The 18,335-nt window shown below is 67.7% G+C and carries 17 protein-coding genes and 1 pseudogene; 9 read left to right on the top strand and 9 right to left on the bottom strand.

What is annotated here, in order from left to right; all coding sequences use genetic code 11:
* Positions 1-20: 20 nt before the first annotated feature.
* Positions 21-341 (top strand): hypothetical protein, encoded by a 321-nt coding sequence (locus tag QQJ79_RS04970; protein ID WP_284221768.1) that lies wholly within the window; start codon positions 21-23, stop codon positions 339-341.
* A gap of 6 nt (positions 342-347) precedes the next feature.
* On the opposite strand, the gene QQJ79_RS04965 is transcribed toward QQJ79_RS04970, so the two are convergent.
* Positions 348-989: an HAD-IB family hydrolase gene (locus QQJ79_RS04965; protein WP_284221766.1), complete on the bottom strand. Its 642-nt coding sequence runs from the start codon at positions 987-989 to the stop codon at positions 348-350.
* A 189-nt stretch (positions 990-1,178) separates the two neighbouring features.
* Here QQJ79_RS04965 and clpX point away from each other — a divergent pair, with 189 nt between their 5' ends.
* Together clpX and lon are read left to right on the top strand one after the other, a co-directional pair.
* A complete protein-coding gene (gene clpX / locus QQJ79_RS04960) occupies positions 1,179-2,453 on the top strand; it encodes an ATP-dependent Clp protease ATP-binding subunit ClpX (protein WP_284221764.1) in 1,275 nt (424 codons plus the stop codon).
* A 376-nt stretch (positions 2,454-2,829) separates the two neighbouring features.
* Positions 2,830-5,226, top strand: coding sequence for an endopeptidase La (gene lon, locus QQJ79_RS04955; RefSeq protein WP_284221762.1), 2,397 nt, complete (start codon positions 2,830-2,832; stop codon positions 5,224-5,226).
* 87 nt (positions 5,227-5,313) lie between these two features.
* Here the strand turns inward: lon and QQJ79_RS04950 are convergent, their stop codons facing one another.
* From QQJ79_RS04950 to QQJ79_RS04940, 3 genes are all read right to left on the bottom strand, one after another.
* The gene (locus QQJ79_RS04950; protein ID WP_284221760.1) at positions 5,314-6,009 is read right to left on the bottom strand and encodes a pirin family protein; all 696 of its coding nucleotides are present in this window, start codon (positions 6,007-6,009) and stop codon (positions 5,314-5,316) included.
* A gap of 78 nt (positions 6,010-6,087) precedes the next feature.
* Positions 6,088-7,173 (bottom strand): chorismate synthase, encoded by a 1,086-nt coding sequence (aroC, locus tag QQJ79_RS04945; protein ID WP_284221759.1) that lies wholly within the window; start codon positions 7,171-7,173, stop codon positions 6,088-6,090.
* An 8-nt stretch (positions 7,174-7,181) separates the two neighbouring features.
* The gene (locus QQJ79_RS04940) at positions 7,182-7,907 is read right to left on the bottom strand and encodes a DnaJ C-terminal domain-containing protein (RefSeq protein WP_284221758.1); all 726 of its coding nucleotides are present in this window, start codon (positions 7,905-7,907) and stop codon (positions 7,182-7,184) included.
* A gap of 87 nt (positions 7,908-7,994) precedes the next feature.
* Here QQJ79_RS04940 and pdxH point away from each other — a divergent pair, with 87 nt between their 5' ends.
* Positions 7,995-8,669 (top strand): pyridoxamine 5'-phosphate oxidase, encoded by a 675-nt coding sequence (gene pdxH, locus QQJ79_RS04935; protein WP_284221756.1) that lies wholly within the window; start codon positions 7,995-7,997, stop codon positions 8,667-8,669.
* A 4-nt stretch (positions 8,670-8,673) separates the two neighbouring features.
* Here pdxH and QQJ79_RS04930 read toward each other — a convergent pair whose 3' ends face one another.
* Positions 8,674-9,309 (bottom strand): TetR/AcrR family transcriptional regulator, encoded by a 636-nt coding sequence (locus QQJ79_RS04930; protein ID WP_284221754.1) that lies wholly within the window; start codon positions 9,307-9,309, stop codon positions 8,674-8,676.
* 73 nt (positions 9,310-9,382) lie between these two features.
* The gene (gene udk, locus QQJ79_RS04925) at positions 9,383-10,027 is read right to left on the bottom strand and encodes a uridine kinase (RefSeq protein WP_284221751.1); all 645 of its coding nucleotides are present in this window, start codon (positions 10,025-10,027) and stop codon (positions 9,383-9,385) included.
* A gap of 144 nt (positions 10,028-10,171) precedes the next feature.
* On the opposite strand from udk, the gene QQJ79_RS04920 reads away from it, so the two are divergent.
* Both QQJ79_RS04920 and QQJ79_RS04915 read left to right on the top strand, forming a co-directional pair.
* The gene (locus QQJ79_RS04920) at positions 10,172-11,806 is read left to right on the top strand and encodes a long-chain-fatty-acid--CoA ligase (RefSeq protein WP_284221749.1); all 1,635 of its coding nucleotides are present in this window, start codon (positions 10,172-10,174) and stop codon (positions 11,804-11,806) included.
* A gap of 4 nt (positions 11,807-11,810) precedes the next feature.
* Positions 11,811-12,500: a DUF1499 domain-containing protein gene (locus QQJ79_RS04915; RefSeq protein ID WP_284221747.1), complete on the top strand. Its 690-nt coding sequence runs from the start codon at positions 11,811-11,813 to the stop codon at positions 12,498-12,500.
* Positions 12,501-12,502: 2 nt separating this feature from the next.
* Here the strand turns inward: QQJ79_RS04915 and QQJ79_RS04910 are convergent, their stop codons facing one another.
* Entirely contained in the window at positions 12,503-13,405 is a 903-nt protein-coding gene (locus QQJ79_RS04910) for an MBL fold metallo-hydrolase (RefSeq protein WP_284221745.1), read from the bottom strand.
* A 57-nt stretch (positions 13,406-13,462) separates the two neighbouring features.
* Here QQJ79_RS04910 and QQJ79_RS04905 point away from each other — a divergent pair, with 57 nt between their 5' ends.
* Entirely contained in the window at positions 13,463-13,609 is a 147-nt protein-coding gene (locus tag QQJ79_RS04905; RefSeq protein WP_284221743.1) for a hypothetical protein, read from the top strand.
* A gap of 4 nt (positions 13,610-13,613) precedes the next feature.
* On the opposite strand, the gene QQJ79_RS04900 is transcribed toward QQJ79_RS04905, so the two are convergent.
* Both QQJ79_RS04900 and QQJ79_RS04895 read right to left on the bottom strand, forming a co-directional pair.
* Positions 13,614-14,012 (bottom strand): protein tyrosine phosphatase family protein, encoded by a 399-nt coding sequence (locus tag QQJ79_RS04900; protein ID WP_284221741.1) that lies wholly within the window; start codon positions 14,010-14,012, stop codon positions 13,614-13,616.
* A 2-nt stretch (positions 14,013-14,014) separates the two neighbouring features.
* The gene (locus QQJ79_RS04895) at positions 14,015-14,530 is read right to left on the bottom strand and encodes a cell division protein FtsQ/DivIB (RefSeq protein WP_284221739.1); all 516 of its coding nucleotides are present in this window, start codon (positions 14,528-14,530) and stop codon (positions 14,015-14,017) included.
* A 291-nt stretch (positions 14,531-14,821) separates the two neighbouring features.
* Between QQJ79_RS04895 and QQJ79_RS04890 the strand changes: the two genes are divergently transcribed.
* Entirely contained in the window at positions 14,822-17,806 is a 2,985-nt protein-coding gene (locus QQJ79_RS04890; protein WP_284221737.1) for a TonB-dependent receptor plug domain-containing protein, read from the top strand.
* 160 nt (positions 17,807-17,966) lie between these two features.
* Positions 17,967-18,335 (top strand): annotated as a pseudogene (locus QQJ79_RS04885) (hypothetical protein); the annotation flags it as partial.

The raw sequence follows: 18,335 nt of genomic DNA, 5'->3' as shown, positions 1-18,335 counted from the left end.
TTTTGTGCTATCAGGCCAGCATGGAACATACGCGTGAAACGAGCGGGACCGTGGAGGTCGACGGCGAGACCTATGAGTGGGAAATCCGTCGCCAGCCGCGGCCGCTGGCCGGCGGCAAATGGGACGGGATCGCGATCAGCCTGCGGCTGAAGGATTTTCCGCGGGCGGCCATCATCCAGTTTCCCATGCCGATGCGCCCGAACGGCCGGCCTGACATGGAAAAGCAGCGGGTCAACGTCGAGAGCGTGCGCAACGCAGTCTCGGCCTCGATTGAGGCGGGCTGGAATCCGACCTCGCGCGGCAAGGACATGGTGTTCGAAGTGGATGCCGACGGCCGCTGACGCCCGTCAGCCCTTGAACCGCCGGAACCCGGCCTCGTCCGCGATGGCCAGCATCTCCGTGTCGCCCGTGGTGTCCCCATAGGCCGCCGCCAGCTGCATATCGTCACCGAACGCCGCCCTCAGCCGCCGCACCTTTTCCTCGCCCCGGCAGTTCGGGCTGGCGAAGGCGCCCGCCACGCGGTCGTCGCCGTCAAACACCAGCGGCGTGCCCAGAAGGGCGTCCGCTTCCAGACGCCGCGCGAACGGAGCGACGGTGGTCTCGGGGCTGGCGGTGACGATGACGCGATACGCCCCCCGCCTTCCCCAGTCCTTCCAGCAGGCGAGGGCGTCATGGCGCATGAAGCCGGGCCAGACCTGGCCGGCGAAGGCCTCGGCGTCGGCTTCCAGCTGGATTCGGGGCACGCTCTTCAGAAACTCCCGCACCGAGGCGGCCTTGAGCCGCCCCCGGTCCCGGTCACCGACATAGGCCGCCAGGTCCGGCGCCATCCTCGCCAGTCCCCCGAACCAGCCGCCCGCGCCCGCCCGCCAACGCAGGAAGGCGGTGAAACTGTCACGTACCGTCAGCGTACCGTCGAAATCGAAGGCGACGATGGCCTGATCCTTGCGGTGCGGCTGGTGAATCAGGGCAGGGCTTCCCATGTCAGACATTCGCCGCGATCTCCCTCAACAGTGTGATGTCCGCTTCGGACTCCGGCCCAGCTTGGTCGGGGTTGTGGCGGGGCTCGGTATGGGTGATTGTCAATTTTTGAAGACCTTTGCGCCCATTGTCCGGGAATCAAACGCGAAGGATGCGCGTTAGCCCCATATCGGGGCGAACCGCGGGAGTGAGAAGACTCGATGACCAAAGCCGCCGGCACCGACGCCAAGAGCACGCTCTACTGCTCGTTCTGCGGGAAGAGCCAGCACGAAGTGCGCAAGCTCATCGCCGGACCGACCGTGTTCATCTGCGATGAATGCGTCGAACTCTGCATGGACATCATCCGTGAAGAGCACAAAATCTCGTTCTCCAAGGCCAAGGACGGCGTGCCGTCGCCCAAGGAGATCCGCGAGGTTCTGGACGACTACGTCATCGGCCAGTCGCACGCCAAGAAGGTGCTCTCGGTCGCCGTTCACAACCACTACAAGCGGCTGAACCACGCGACGAAGAACAACGACGTCGAACTGGCCAAGTCCAACATCATGCTGATCGGGCCGACCGGCTCGGGCAAGACGCTGCTGGCCCAGACGCTGGCGCGGATCATCGACGTGCCCTTCACCATGGCCGACGCCACGACCCTGACCGAAGCCGGTTATGTCGGCGAGGACGTCGAGAACATCATCCTCAAGCTGCTCCAGGCGTCGGACTACAATGTCGAACGGGCCCAGCGCGGCATCGTCTACATCGACGAGATCGACAAGATTTCGCGCAAGTCTGACAATCCGTCGATCACCCGTGACGTCTCGGGCGAGGGCGTGCAGCAGGCCCTGCTGAAGATCATGGAAGGCACCGTCGCCTCCGTCCCCCCGCAGGGCGGCCGCAAGCATCCGCAGCAGGAATTCCTGCAGGTCGACACGGCCAACATCCTGTTCATCGTCGGCGGCGCCTTCTCCGGCCTGGAGAAGGTCATCGCGGCGCGCGGCGACGGGGCCTCGATCGGCTTCGGCGCCAAGGTCAAGGAAATCGACGAGCGCCGCACCGGCGACATCCTCAAGGGCGTCGAGCCGGACGACCTGATGCGCTTCGGCCTGATCCCCGAGTTCATCGGCCGTCTGCCTGTGCTGGCGACGCTGGAAGATCTGGACGAGCCGGCCCTGGTCACCATCCTGACCGAGCCCAAGAACGCCCTGGTCAAACAGTACAAGCGCCTGTTCGAGATGGAGAATGTCGATCTGACGTTCACCGACGACGCCCTGATCGCGGTGGCCAAGAAGGCCATCACCCGCAAGACCGGCGCCCGTGGCCTGCGTTCGATCCTCGAAGGCATCCTGCTGGAGACGATGTTCGAACTGCCGACCTTCGAAGGCGTCGAGGAAGTGGTGGTCAACGCCGAGGTCATCGAGGGCAAGGCCCAGCCGCTGCTCATCTATTCCGAGACCAAGTCCAAGAAGGCCGCTCCCGACAGCGCGGCCTGATCGAGACCCGGAAACGACAAGGGAGGGGCGGATCCGGCGACGGGCCCGCCCTTTTCCGTGCCTCCTCGACGTCGGCTGACACACGATGATGCGCGGCGGCCACAGGCCGCTACGGCCACGGGACGGCGGCCCCGCGCGGTTTCATGCAAGATCCATGCGTCGCAGCCGCCCGTCCCTCCGGAATCATGCAGCCTTGCGGTCTGTGGATGGAAGGAGTCGTTCGGCGCCCGTCACGCTTGAACCGCGCCGATCGTAAACCACATACTCATCCGAAGGCCGCTGAATGGCGGGCCGAGTCGAAACGGCGGGGCACAGGCGCTCCGCACGCCGCCGCGGCGGGTCCGAGATGAACGAGGACCCCGTGAGAGTAGGCATTATGTCCGAGACCAAAACCCTGCCCGTCCTGCCGCTGAGAGACATCGTCGTCTTTCCGCACATGGTCGTGCCGCTGTTCGTTGGCCGCGAGAAGTCCGTCAAGGCGCTCGACGAGATCATGAAGGGCGAAAAGCAGATCCTGCTGGCCACCCAGAAGAACAGCGTCGATGACGACCCCTCCGCCGACGCCATCTATCCGATCGGCGTCCTGGCGACGGTGCTGCAGCTGCTCAAACTGCCCGACGGCACCGTCAAGGTGCTGGTCGAGGGCAAGAGCCGCGCGCGCCTGACCAAATTCACCGACCGCACGGAATATTTCGAGGCCGAGGCCGTCGAGATCGCCGACGATCCGGGCGAGCCCGCCCAGTCGGAAGCCCTGCTGCGCGCGGTGATCGAGCAGTTCGAAAACTATGTGAAGCTGAACAAGAAGGTCCCGCCGGAGGCCCTCAGCTCCATCCCGCAGATCACCGACCCGTCCAAGCTGGCCGACAGCGTGGCGGCCCATCTGTCGGTCAAGATCGGCGACAAGCAGGGTCTGCTGGAAACCATCGCCGTCCCGGCCCGGCTGGAGAAGGTCTACGGCCTGATGGAGGGCGAGATTTCCGTCCTCCAGGTCGAGAAGAAGATCCGCTCGCGCGTCAAGCGCCAGATGGAGAAGACCCAGCGCGAATATTATCTGAACGAGCAGATGAAGGCGATCCAGCGCGAGCTGGGCGAGACTGACGACAGCCGTGACGAGATCATGGAGCTGGAGAAGCGCATCCGTAAGACGCGCCTGTCCAAGGAAGCCCGGATCAAGGCCGAGGCCGAGGTCAAGAAGCTGCGCAACATGTCGCCGATGTCGGCGGAATCGACGGTCGTCCGCAACTATCTGGACTGGCTGCTGTCGATCCCGTGGGGCAAGGCCAAGACTAAACCCATTGACCTCAACAAGGCTGAGGAGATCCTCGAGGAGGACCACTACGGGCTTGAGAAGGTCAAGGAACGGATCATCGAGTATCTGGCCGTCCAGGCGCGCACGAACACGCTGAAGGGGCCGATCCTGTGCCTCGTCGGCCCTCCGGGCGTGGGCAAGACCTCGCTGGCCAAGTCGATCGCCAAGGCGACGGGCCGGGAATACATCCGCATGTCGCTGGGCGGGGTGCGCGACGAGGCCGAGATCCGCGGCCACCGCCGGACCTATATCGGCTCGATGCCGGGCAAGATCATCCAGTCGATGAAGAAGGTGAAGACCACCAACGCCTTCATCCTGCTGGACGAGATCGACAAGCTGGGCGCCGACTGGCGCGGCGATCCGACCTCGGCCCTGCTCGAGGTGCTGGATCCGGCGCAGAACAACGCCTTCGGCGACCACTACCTCGAGGTCGATTACGACCTGTCCAACGTCATGTTCGTGACCACGGCCAATACGCTCAACATGCCCCAGCCCCTGCTGGACCGCATGGAGATCATCCGGGTCAGCGGCTATACCGAGGACGAGAAGGTCGAGATCGCCAAGCGGCACGTCCTGCCCAAGGTGACCGCGGAGAACGGCCTCAAGCCGGCTGAATTCATCGTGCCGGAAAGCGCGATCCGCGACCTGATCCGCTACTATACGCGGGAGGCGGGCGTCCGCTCGCTGGAGCGCGCCCTCGGCGGCCTGGCCCGCAAGGCGGTGCGCGAGATGGCGCGTGAAAAGACGCTGTCGATCACCATCGACGACGAGAAGCTGGCCAAATACGCCGGCGTGCGGAAATACCGCTACGGCGAGACGGACGAGGAGGATCAGGTCGGCATCGTCACCGGCCTGGCCTGGACCGAGTTCGGCGGCGAGATCCTGACCATCGAGGCGATCAAGATGCCGGGCCGCGGCCGCATGACCGTGACCGGCAACCTCAAGGAGGTGATGAAGGAGTCGATCTCCGCCGCCGCCTCCTATGTGCGGGCCCGCTCGCTCAGCATCGGGGTCAAGCCGCCGATGTTCGAGAAGACCGACATCCACGTCCACGTGCCGGACGGCGCCACGCCCAAGGACGGTCCCTCGGCCGGCGTGGCCATGACCGTCGCCATGGTCTCGGTCCTGACCGGCATCCCGATCCGCAAGGACATCGCCATGACCGGCGAGATCACCCTGCGCGGCCGGGTCACCGCCATCGGCGGGCTGAAGGAGAAGCTGCTGGCGGCCCTCCGTTCGGGCATCAAGACGGTGCTGATCCCCGAGGAGAACGAGAAGGACCTCGCCGAGGTGCCCGACAATGTGAAGGGCGCGCTGGAGATCATCCCGATCAAGACCGCCGACGAGGCCCTGAAATGGGCCCTGACCGGCAGCCTGACCCCGGTCGAATGGGACGAGGCCGCCGACCCGCTGCCGGCCGCCCCGCCGATCCAGGACCCGGGCACGGTCCCGGCGACGCACTGACGGTCTGAGCGCTCAACAGAAACGCCGCCCCGGTTGCCCGGGGCGGCGTTTTCCTTTGCCCTTCTCCCCCGGAGGGGAGAAGGGACGCTACCGGCTATCCACCATCACCAGTTCCGCGTCGGCCTGGGCGTTGATCGTGATCTCCGCTTCGTCCTTGATCGCCGCGCCGTCGCGGGCGTTCAGGGGCACGCCATTGACCTCGACCGCGCCGACCGCCGGCACCAGATAGGCGCGGCGGCCCTCGGCCAGGCTGTAGGTCAGGCTCTCGCCGGCCTTGAGCGTCGCACCCAGCACCCGGGCGTCGGCGTTGATGGCCAGGGCCTCGTCGGTCGGATCGCCGGAGGCCAGCACCTGGAATTTCCCGGTCCGGTCCGATTTCGGAAACGGCTTCATGCCCCAGCCGGGCTGCGCGCCCGGCTTGTCGGTCTCGATCCAGATCTGGAACAGGGTGGTCATCTCGTTCTCGAGATTGAACTCGGCGTGGCGCACGCCTGTGCCCGCGCTCATCACCTGGACGTCGCCGGCGCCGGTGCGGCCGCGGTTGCCCATGGAATCCTCATGGGTGATGGCCCCGGTGCGGACATAGGTGATGATCTCCATGTCGGCGTGAGGGTGGGGCGGAAAGCCCGACTGGGCGGCGATCTCGTCGTCGTTCCAGACGCGCAGCCGGCCCCAGCTCATGCGGTTCGGGTCGTAGTAGTTGGCGAAGGAGAAATGGTGTTTGGCGTTCAGCCAGCCGTGGTTGGCGCCGCCGAGGGTGTTGAAGGGTCGAACGTCGATCATGGGGATGCTCCCGGGACTCCGAGGGTTATGAACCTCGCTGGCGTCTATATAAGCAACAGTATCGGTGGCGGAAAGGGGTCAGCCGATCTGAGCCCGATGCCGCAGCATCGCATCCGCCAGCACACAGGCCGCCATGGCCTCGACCACCGGCACGCCGCGCAGGGCCACGCAGGGGTCGTGACGGCCCTTGGTGCGCACCTCGGCCTCTGCCCCGTCTCGCGTAATCGTCTGGCCCGGCGTCAGGATCGAGGAGGTGGGCTTGAAGGCCACCCGCGCCGTCAGCGGCTGGCCCGTCGATATGCCGCCCAGCACCCCGCCCGCATGGTTGGACAGGAAGACCGGCCGTCCGTCCTCGCCCAGCCGCATGGCGTCGGCGTTCTCTTCCCCCGTCAGTTCAGCGGCGCCGAAGCCCGCGCCGATCTCGACGCCCTTGACCGCATTGATCGACATCATCGCCGCCGCCAGTTCGGCGTCCAGCTTGCCATAGACTGGCGCGCCCCAGCCGGCGGGCAGGCCGGTGACCTCCAGCGCCACCACGGCGCCGATCGACGACCCCGCCTTGCGCACGCCGTCCAGATAGCCCTCCCACGCAGGCACAACTTCAGCCGAAGCCGCGAACAGGGCGTTGTCGTACACCGCGTCGAAATCAACAGTGTCGGGCGCAATCCGGTGCGGCCCCAGCTGGACGACTCCGGCGCGGATGCGCACCCCGTCGCCGAGCACCTTGCGCGCCACCGCCCCGGCCGCCACCCGCATGGCCGTCTCGCGCGCCGAGGAGCGGCCGCCGCCGCGATGGTCGCGGACGCCGTATTTGGCCTGGTAGGTGAAGTCCGCATGCCCCGGCCGGAAGGCGCGGGCGATCTCGCCATAGTCCTTCGAACGGGCGTCCTCATTCTCGATCTGGATGGCGATCGGGGCGCCCGTGGTCACCGGACCGTTCCCGTCGTCGAACACGCCGGACAGGATGCGCGCCATATCGCTCTCCCGCCGCTGGGTGACGAAGCGGCTGCCGCCCGGCTTGCGCCGGTCGAGCCAGGGCTGCAGGTCGGCCTCGGTCAGGGGGATCAGCGGCGGACAGCCGTCGACGACGCAGCCGATCGCCGGCCCGTGGCTCTCGCCCCAGGTCGTCACGCGAAACAGATGGCCGAAGCTGTTGTGGGACATCGGACGACCTAAGCCGCCAGCCGGTCCGGCGTCCAGACGCGTGTGAAGCGGACCAGCAGGTCTTCCGCAGGCGACGGGGCCGCCTCGGAGGGCTCGAGGGTCACGAACAGATGCCCCTGCGGACGGCCGCCGCGCGCCGGGAGACCCAGACCCTTCAGCCTCAGCCGCAACGGCTGATGCCCCGCGACCAGCCAGGCCGAGCGCGGGCCCGCATGGGTCTCGACCTCCAGCCGTCCGCCGTCCGCCAGCAGGCGAGGGGACACCGGGCAGGTCATATAAAGGTCGTCGCCGACCGCGCTCAGCCCGTGCGCGCCGCGCACCAGCACCGGCAGATACAGGGTCGCCCCGTCCTCGCCCGCCGCCTTCAAGCGAAGATGCTCGCCGGTGCGCAGGCCCGCGGGAACCCGGACGCGCAACAGACGCCCGCCGATCCGGACCTCAACCGCGCCGCCGTTCAGCGCGTCGAGCGGACTGATCGCCAGCACCGGGGCGGCGGGCGGCGGCGCCGCGGGGGCGGCCAGCGCCAGGGGGGCGGTCTGCCTCTGGATCAGTCGCCAGGCCGCGATCGTCTGGCGGAACCGCGCCTCGCTGCCGCCTGCGGCTTCGGGTCGCGCGGCCTTGATGGCGATACGGAAGGCCGCGGTCAGCGCCTCGCCCTCCACCGGGCCGGTCAGGCCAAGCAGGGCATAGGCCTCGCGGGTCGAGGCGACTTCAGGGTGCGATCGGGCGCGCATCGGCGCACTAAGGCCCTGCACATGGTCAAGACCCGGTTAACCGTGAAGCCTCTCCCCAGCCGGGCCGGGAGGGTCTATCTGCAAGCCATGACCGCACCTGTGATCCCCCCCAGCCCGACCCGCGAGGAATATGCGGAGCACTACGCCGCCGCCCTGGCCGCCAATGGCGACGAATCCATCTTCGACCGCGCCGAGCCGACCGGCCTGTTTGTCGAGTGGCTGGCCGATGCGACAGGGAGCGAGCCGAACGACCCCAACGCCATGACCCTGGCGACCGTCGACGCCGACGGCGTCCCGGACGCCCGGATCGTGCTTCTCAAGGACGTCGATGCGCGCGGCTTCACCTTCTACTCCAACCGCGAGAGCGCCAAGGGTCTGGCCTTGGCCGCCCATCCCCGCGCGGCCCTGCTGTTCCACTGGAAGTCGCTGCGGCGGCAGGTGCGGGTGCGGGGCGAGATCGAGCCCGTCAGCGCGGCCGAGGCCGACGCCTATTTCGCCAGCCGGGCCCGCGAGAGCCGCATCGGGGCCTGGGCCTCGGACCAGTCCCGGCCACTGGACAGCCGCGCGGCTTTGGAAGCCGCCGTGGCGCGCGAGACGGAGCGGTTCGCGGACCAGGACGTGCCCCGGCCCGCGCGCTGGACCGGTTGGCGCGTGATTCCGGAAACCGTCGAATTCTGGCGCGACCGGCCGTTCCGCCTGCATGACCGTCTGCGCTTCGACCGCGTGGGCGTGGACTGGACGAAGACCCGCCTCTGGCCCTGAGCCCTCAGACCCCGTAGCGGGCCAGGAAGGTGTCGACCGCGTCCTCGACGATCGCGGCGTTCGTGCGCCGGACCTTGATCTCGTCGCCGGTGACCAGCGGTACGAAGAAGACCGGGTGTTCGACCATCCCCATCAGATGCCCCGCCGCCCAGGACGGCCGCTCGATCGGCCGCAGCGCGCCGGATTTCGACAGGGCGGTCAATATGCCGATCAGCGTCGCGCCGAACGCCTCCCGACCCTTTTCGAAGAACCTCAGGGCCACGGCCTGGAACCGGGGACGTTCGGCCATCACCAGACGGAAGACCGCGCGAACGAACGGGTCGCTCATGAAATCGGCATAGGCTTCGGCGAAACTGACCAACTGCTGGCGGGCGTCGCCTTCGATGGTTCCGAGCCGGGCCATCTGCTGTGCGAAATCCTCGGCGGCCTCGTCGATGACGAGCGAGAACAGCTGGGCCTTGCCGTCGAACAGGGCATAGAGGGTCGCGGTCGAAACACCCGCTTCCCGCGCAATCGGCTCGATCCTGGTCGCGGCGTATCCCTCACTGACGAAGGCCTTGCGGGCCTGTTGGAGGATCGCCTGTCGTTTGGGATCGGGGGGAAAGGAAGAACGGACGCCGGGGCCGTGCATGGAATTCATCACTCGCATAGCTTCGCAGGGTGACGCCTGAGCCCACGACGGGTCAAGGGGCGGGCGAACGTTGTTCGCTTCGTCAGCCGATCAGGGGTGCCAGCAGCGGGTGGGCCAGTACCGGCGCGGCCAGCCGGACCACGGCCTGGGGGTCTTCCAGCCGCACCGCGGCCGTGGCGTCGGCCACGATGAAGTCCGCGTTCAGCCGCGAGGGTTCGGTCAGCCGTTCATGCCCCGGACGCACCGTCGCCAGATACTGGGCGATCACCGAATCCGGGGTGCGTCCGCGCTCGGTCTGGTCGCGCAGCAGGCGACGGATGAAACGGATGTCGGCCGGGGTGTCGACGAACACCCGGATGTCGAACAGGACCGTCAGTTCCGGCGTGCACAGCACATGGGTGCCCTCGACAATGACGACCTCGGCGGCCCGGACAGGCTCGCCTCCCGGCTCGCGTCCATGGTGGATGAACGAATAGAGGGGGGCCACGATGTCCCGCCCGGCCTTCAGTTCGGCGAGATCGCGGATCATCAGTTCGTGGTCGCGGGCCGCGACATCGTCGAAGTCGAAGGTGGCGGGGTCGAAATCGGGCAGGCCGGCCGCGTCGCGGTAGTAGGAATCCTCGCGCAGCAGCACCGCCGTCCCGTCGGGCAGGGCCGCGACCAGGGCCTCGGCGAGCGTGCTCTTGCCTGAGCCGGAGCCGCCGGTGATGGCGATGAGGATGGGCATGAACCGCTTCCAGGACCCGTAACGACATTTCGCCAGGCTCGTCTAGCGGCGGGGTGACCTGACGTCACGTTGCTTATCACCGATCACGCCGATAGCGTGGAGTTCAAGCGCCTCGAAAAGCAGGCGCAGGCTTGAGGGATCGCGATGCTTGGATTGATGCAGGACTGGCCGCTGACGGTCGACAAGATCCTCGACCATTCGAAGAACTGGCATGGCCACCGGGAGGTGGTCACCCGGTCGATCGAGGGGCCGATCGTCCGCACCACCTATGCCGAGATCCATGCCCGGGCCAGGCGGGTCACCAGCGTCCTGAAGGGCTGGGACATCAAGGTCGGCGACCGGATCGCCACCCTGGCCTGGAACACCAGCCGCCACATGGAGGCCTGGTACGGCATCATGGGCATGGGGGCTGTCTGCCATACCCTGAACCCGCGGCTGTTCCCGGAACAGCTGATCTACATCATCAACCACGCCGAAGACCGCATCATCTTCGTCGACCTGACCTTCATCCCCCTGCTGGAAGCCATCCTGCCGCACTGCCCGAGCGTCCAGCGCGTCATCGTCATGACCGACGAACTGACCATGCCGGCGACGAAGTTGCCGGGCGCCGAATGCTACGAAGCCCTGCTGGGATCCGCTTCGGAAGACGTCGCTTGGGGCGGGTTCGACGAACAGACGGCCTGCGGCCTCTGCTACACCTCGGGCACGACCGGAAACCCGAAGGGGGTGCTGTATTCGCACCGCTCGAACTTCATCCACACGCTGCTGGGGATGCAGGCCACCGTGCTGGGGCCGTCGCCGAGCGAGGTGATCCTGCCGGTGGTGCCGATGTTCCACGCCAACGCCTGGGGCATCGCCTTCGCCGGCCCGGCCTCCGGCGCCAAGCTGGTCATGCCGGGCGCGCGCATGGACGGGGAGGCCATCTATGAGCTGATCGAGAAGGAGGGCGTCACCTTCTCGGCCGCCGTGCCGACCGTGTGGCAGGGCCTGCTGGCCCACCTGCGCGAGCACAATCTGAAGATCCCGACGGTCAAGAAGGTCCTGATCGGCGGCTCGGCCGTGCCCGAGAGCCTGATCCGCGCCTTCCATGACGAGTTCAATATCGAGGTGCTGCAGGGCTGGGGCATGACCGAGACCTCGCCCATCGGCACCCTGTCGACCATGACCCCGGAACTCGCCGCCCTGCCGTATGACGAGCAGATGAAGTGGCGGGTCAAACAGGGCACGCCGCCGCTGGGCGTCGAACTCAAGCTCAAGAATTACGCCGGTCAGGAGATGCCGCACGACGGGCACACCTACGGCCGCCTGATGATCAAGGGGCCGACCATCGCCGGGGCCTATTTCAAGGGCGAGGGCGGCGACATTCTCGACCATGAGGGCTTCTTCGACACCGGCGACGTCTCGACCATCGACGAGCAGGGCTTCATGCAGATCACCGACCGCGCCAAGGACGTGATCAAGTCCGGCGGCGAGTGGATCAGCTCGATCGAGATCGAGAACATCGCCGTCGGCCACCCCGCCGTCGAACTGGCCGCCGTCATCGGCGCGGCCCATCCGAAGTGGGACGAACGGCCCGTGCTGATCGTCAAGCTGAAGCCCGGTCAGGCCCAGAACAAGCAGGAGCACCTCGACTTCCTGCAGGGCAAGATCGCCAAATGGTGGATGCCGGACGACGTCGTCTTCGTCGACGACATCCCCCTCGGCGCCACGGGCAAGATCGACAAGAAGCTGCTGCGCGAGCGGATGAAAGACTATCGTCTGCCGACAGCGGGGGCCTGAGACGATGGCGCGCCGCACGCCCGGCGCCGGGCGCGTCCAGGCCCTGGCCCTCCTCGCGCTGGCCGCGCCGGTCCTGGTGCTGGTCGCGGCCCTGGGCACGCGGGTCGGGGCCTGGCCGGTCGAGATCGGCTATGACCTGCTGACCCTGGGGGCGGGCTGGTTCCTCGCCTTCGTCGGCGCGGCGGCGGCCCTCGGCGCCCTCGTCCTGTCGTTCGGCAATTTCCGCAAACTGGGCCTTCCGGCGATCGCCGCCGTGCTGGTCGCCGGGGCGACTCTCGGCGGCTTCATCTGGCAGAAGGCCCGTCTTGCGGCCGGTCCGGTCGAGAACGTCAGCACCGATCTGACCGAGGTTCCGGGCTTCGGCGACCTCGGCGAGGAGCGAGGCGGGCAGGGGCCCGGTCCGGCCGTGGGCGCGGAGGCCTGCCCCGGCGCCCTGCCGGTCATGCGCCAGATCGCGCCGACCGCCGCGATCTACGCCCTCGAACAGGCCGGCTTCACCCTGCGCGGCGCGGGCGTGGCCCGGGCCGACGGCAGCCAGGAAGGCTTCTGGTTCGGCTTCGACCATGACGCCGTGATCCGCATCCGGCCGGGCCGCACCGACATTCGCGTCGCCGCCCGCGACCATCGGCCCCACGGCGGCGAGGCCTGCCGCATGGCGACCGCCATCAGCGAAACCCTCCGCTCCGCCGGTTGAACTCAGACCAGGGTCCAGTCCGCATCGATCGCCGGTCCGGGAGCGGCCCTCACGATCCCCGTCTGTTCGAGCGCGATCAGGTGGGCCCAGACCGACAGGCTGGCGGCCGGCCACAGCCGCGAATCGACGGCGGCGTAGAGGACCGGGACCATGTCGGCGATCCGCCGGTCCCCGGCCGCGAGCCGGGCCAGGACCTGGGCTTCGCGGGCCAGCCGGTGCGCCTTGTAGGCTTCGAGAAAAGGCCCGGGCTCGGTGATCGGCGCGCCGTGGGTGGGCCAGATCGTTGAGAAGCCGCGCGCGATGACCGCGTCCAGACTGGCCATATAGGCGGCCATGTCGCCGTCGGGCGGCGCCACGATGGTCGTGGACCAGCCCATGACGTGGTCCCCGCTGAACAGGGCGTTCTGTTCCTCAAGGACGAAGGCCATATGGTTGGAGGCGTGGCCCGGCGTCGGCAGGGCCTCGATCGTCCAGCCGTCGCCCTGCAGCCGCTCCCCGCCCGTCAGGACGATGTCGGGCCGGAAGGTCTCGTCGTCCTCCTCGTCCAGCGACGCCGAAGTGTGGACCGTCCGCGCCGGGGGCCGGGCGGCCAGAACCGGCGCGCCGACGGCCTCGGCGAAGGGCCGGGCGAGGGGGGCGTGGTCGCGGTGGGTATGGGTCACCAGCACATGGCTGACCGTCTGGCCCTCCACCGCCGCCAGCAAGGCCGCCAGATGGGTCTCGTCCAGCGGACCTGGATCGATCACCGCCACGCCTGCCCCGACCTCGCCGCGCCCCACGACATAGGTGCCGGTCCCGGTGAAGGTGAAAGGCCCCGGATTGTTGGCGATCACGCGCCGGATCAGGGGCGAGACCGCATCGGTCCGTCCATATTCGAACGCCGGCATCGGGACGAAGGGGATCATCAGGCGCGGCCCGCCCCTTGCGTTAGGACTTCGTAAATCTTCTGCGGAGTGCCCAAAGTGGCCGTTTCCATCGCCCTGGCTGTCTCAAATCGGCTCCAGCCCATCGCGGCGGCCTTCCTGTGTCTCATGGCGATGCAACTCGCCGTGGCGTCCTGCACGCCGGAACCGGCGCCCTACGCCACCCGCGTGGCGATCCTGCGCTAGGTCCTTACAGCGGAACCCGGCCGAGGTCGTAGCCCGCCGCCGCGGCGGCGGCGCGCAACTCTTGCGAATCCGCCCCCTTGAGCCGCTCCGCCATGGCCCAGGCGGCGGCCGAGCGCATGCCGGACCGGCAGAACATCACCGTCGGCGCGCCATCCGCCAGCAACTCCGCCACCGCCGCGACCTGATCCGGCCCCGGCAGGCCGGTCACCGGGATCCAGGCAAAGGCCAGGCCTGCATCCCGCGCGGCCGCTTCCATCACGGCGACCGTAGGCTGGCCGGGGTCCTCGCCGTCCGGACGATTGCTGATGACGCGGCCGAAGCCGGACGCCGCCAGGGCCGGCATGACGTCCGGGGAAAGCTGCGCCGAAACCGAGACGGTCGGCGACAGCGCGCGAAGCGTCACCGCTACTGTCTCCGCACCCGGACGGCCCGGCTGTCGCCTACGGTCAGCAGGAAGCTGCCGAGGGTGGCCTTGCGGACCCGGACGGGCTGACCGGGGCGGTTCTGGAAGCGGACGCGTTCGGAATCGATCTGCCGCCACACGCTTCCGTCTTCGAGGCGGAAGACCCAGCGGCCCTCGCCGACCAGCGAGGCGCCCTGCAGCGTCGACTCGATAGCTTCGATCTCGGCGGCGCCTTCGGGGCCGAACAGGCGGGGCAGCGACGGCATCTCGAAGCCGAACAACTGGCGGCGGGTCTCGGCGACCCCGGCGCGGTCGATAACCACGACGTCGCCCTGCCGTTCAGCCGTGTCCAGCGCCCCGGCCGCGGTGTCGAAACAGGCCAGCCGCGCGGTGTTGTCGGCAATGCCGCGGCAGGCCATCAGCCGGGCGAGCGTCTCGGGGCGTTCCTGCGCGGGCGCGGCCTGGGTCGAGAGGGTCGAGGCCGCCGCCAGCGCAGCAAGGCCGGAAATCAAAGACATCGGTTCAACCTCGATAAAAAACCCGCTTCGGGACCCCCGACTTCAGTCGGACAAGACAGCCCCAGGGTCAACTCCCGCCCCGCAACAGCGCCTGTGTCCGTATCGTGGCCTAAATACGACAGTAACGCTTCGACAGAGTTACAGTCTGGTAATTTGGCTGGCGAAAGCGTCGGCGCAGCGCATAACCTTACGCAACTGCGGTCGGATTCCGTCCGCGGGGGAAGGGAATATTCCATTCTAAGGCCGCGGGAGCCCGGATTCCGGAAGCTGCCGAACATCAGGAGACGACCTTTGAGAACCCAGAAAATCCGTAATCGGCTGCTGTCGACGACGATGATCGGCGGATTCGCCGCTCTCGCCTTCGCCGCGCCGGCCATGGCCCAGGACGCCCCGGCGTCGCAGGACCTCGACGATGTCATCGTCACCGGTTCGCGCATCCCGCAAACCAACCTGGTCACCACCAGCCCGGTGACGCAGGTCACCGGCGAGGACATCGACGTCGCGGGTGTGACCCGGGTCGAAGACCTGATCTCGCAGCTGCCGCAAGCCTTCGCCGCCCAGAACTCGACGGTCGCCAACGGCGCCTCGGGCACGGCCACGGTGTCGCTGCGCAACCTCGGTTCGTCGCGCACCCTGGTGCTGATCGACGGTCGCCGGATGGGCTACGGCTCGCCGAACGACGATGCGGCCGACCTGAACCAGATCCCGGAACAGCTGGTCGAGCGCGTTGAAGTCCTGACCGGCGGCGCCTCCGCCGTGTACGGCTCGGACGCTGTCGCCGGCGTCGTCAACTTCATCATGAAGAAGGACTTCGAAGGTCTGCAGGTCGACGCCCAGTACGGCTTCTATCAGCACAACAACGACTATGACGGCGTCGGCAACCTGCGGGCTGAAATCGCCCGCCGCGCCACGACCAACGCCGCCCAGTTCGTGCTGCCGGACGACAACGTCTCCGACGGCGAAAGCCGCTCGCTGAACGTGACCCTCGGCGTTTCCTCGCCCGACGGCCGCGGCAACGTGATGGCCTACGCCGGCTACCGCAACAACAACCCGATCCTGCAGGCCGACCGCGACTATTCGGCCTGTTCGCTCGGCGCGCCGAACGCCGGCTCGGGTCCGACCACCTATTCCTGCGGCGGCTCGGGCACCTCGTTCCCCGGCCAGTTCACGGACTTCTCGACCTTCGCCTACACCATCGGCACGGGCCGGACCTTCGTTCCGTACAACGGCAACGTGAACGCCTACAACTTCGGCCCGCTGAACTACTACCAGCGCCCGGATGAGCGTTACACCCTCGGCGCCTTCGGCCGTTACGAAGTCAACGACAAGGCGGAAGTCTTCGCCCAGCTGATGTTCTCGGACTATCAGTCGGTCGCGCAGATCGCCCCGTCGGGCAGCTTCTTCAGCGTCGCCGACATCAACTGCGACAGCCCGCTTCTGTCGGCCCAGCAACGGACGGCCATCGGCTGTACCCCGGCCGACATCCTCGCCGGCAACCGTCGCGACATGTACGTCGCCCGTCGTAACGTCGAAGGCGGCGGCCGTCAGGACAGCCTGAACTATACCTCGTACCGCGGCGTCGCCGGTGTGCGTGGTGAGATCACAGCAGGCTGGAACTATGACATCGCCGCGCAGTTCTCGCGCGTCCGCCTGGCCCGCACCTATCTGAACGACTTCTCGGTCACCCGCCTGACGCGGGCCCTCGATGTCGTCGACGTCGCCGGCACCCCGACCTGCCGCTCAGTCGTCAACGGCACCGACACGACCTGCGTCCCCTACGACATCTTCGTCCCGGGCGGCGTGACCCAGGCGGCCCTCGACTACCTGCAGATCCCGCTGATGCAGACCGGTGAAACGACCCAACAGGTCGTCACCGCCGCCATCACGGGCGACACGGGCTGGTCGGTGCCGACCGCCTCGCGCACCGTTCAGGTCGCGTTCGGCGCCGAGTATCGCCGCGACGGCCTGGCTTCGGAAACCGACGCCGCCTTCCAGACCGGCGACGGCGCCGGTCAGGGCGGCCCCACGATCGGCATCTCGGGTGATGCGGACGTCGCCGAAGTCTTCGGTGAAATCCAGATCCCGCTGGCCGACGATCAACCCTGGGCCTACTCGGCCTCGATCGACGCCGCCTATCGTCGTTCGGAGTACGAGAACGTCGGGACCGACACCTACAAGGTCGGCGCCGACTACGCCCCGATCGAGGACATCCGCTTCCGCGCCAGCTACTCGCGCGCGGTTCGCGCCCCGAACGTGATCGAACTGTTCGCGGCCCAGGGCTTCAACCTGTTCGACGCTGACAACGATCCCTGCGACGACCTGAACGACGACGGCGTGCTGAACAACAGCATTCCGGCGGCGTGCATCGGCACCGGCGGTCACCAGGTCACCCTGGCGCAATCCGACAGCGGCGCCCTGAACAGCCCGGCCGGCCAGTACAACTTCCTGGGCGGCGGCAACCCGAACCTGAACCCCGAAGAAGCGGACACCTACACCTACGGCGTGGTGTGGACGCCCAGCTTCGTCCCGGGCTTCAACATCTCGATCGACTACTTCGATATCCAGGTCGACGGCCTGATCTCGACGGTCGGCGCCCTGAACACCTTCGACCTCTGCTATGCGCAGGGTGATGCCGCCGCTTGCGGTCGCATCAACCGTAACGCAGGCGGCCAACTCTGGGTCGGTTCGGGCTTCGTTGAAGACCTGAACAACAACATCGGCGGCCTGGCCACCTCGGGCATCGACGTGAACTCCAACTATGCCTTCGACCTCGAAGACATGGGCATGGCGAACATGGGCTCGATGCAGCTGTCCTTCGTGGGCACCTATCTGAGCGAGCTGCTGACCGACACCGGTCTCGGCGGCCCCGCCTCGGTCTATGACTGCACGGGCTTCTACGCCAACCAGTGCGGCGTTCCGAACCCGGAATGGCGTCACCGCGCCCGGGCCACCTGGCTCACCCCGTGGGACGTGGACATCTCGGCCACGTGGCGTCACTACGGCGAAGCTGAAATCGCCGTCCTGGCGGCTGACGGCTCGCTGAACAACGGCGGCGCCCGTCTGGACCGCTACTTCGACGCCGAGAACTACCTCGACCTGGCGGCGACCTGGGGCATCACGGACACCGTCACCCTGCGTGCCGGCGTCAACAACGTCCTCGATGACGATCCGCAACTGTCCTACAGCGTGGGTACGACCGGCAACGGCAACACCTACCCGCAGCTGTATGATGCGCTGGGCCGTTACTTCTTCTTCGGTGTCACCGCCAACTTCTAGGGCCTGACGTCGAGAACATCTGGGGCGGCGGATCTTCGGGTCCGCCGCCCTTTTTGTTGCCCGGACCATTTCTTGCTCAGGACTGTCGCCGCAGAAAAACCATCTGCCCTGTTCAAGCGTTGCGGTCTGACCTTCCCGCTGCACGTTCCCGGATGTCTTCATGTTCCTGAGCCTCGTCTCCGCCCTCGTCATCGCCACGCAGACGCCGCCGCCGGCCCAGGACGCCGGGGTCATGTCCACCGCGCCGGGGGTGGATGCGGTTGAAACCGAACGCTTCCGCGAAGCCGTGGCCTACGCCAACCCCATGCCGCGGGGGGCGCCCGAGAGCGACTATCCCCTGGTCGCCTGGTGCGAGGCGCTGGTGAACGGCCACGTCGCGCTCGGCGAGACCCTGACCAACGGCGATCCGCTGGATCTGGACATCATCCGTCTGGGCAAGCTGGAGGCCGCTGATTTCCGCGCCGCCCTGAACGCCGCAGAGCCGCGCCAGACCGCCGCCAGCCGCGCCGCCGCCGCCTCCGCCGCCGCC

It is taken from the genome of Brevundimonas denitrificans, from assembly GCF_030160755.1.
Lineage (GTDB): Bacteria > Pseudomonadota > Alphaproteobacteria > Caulobacterales > Caulobacteraceae > Brevundimonas > Brevundimonas denitrificans.
Note: the sequence above shows the minus strand (reverse complement) of the source record. Positions and strands in the feature narration are given on the sequence as shown.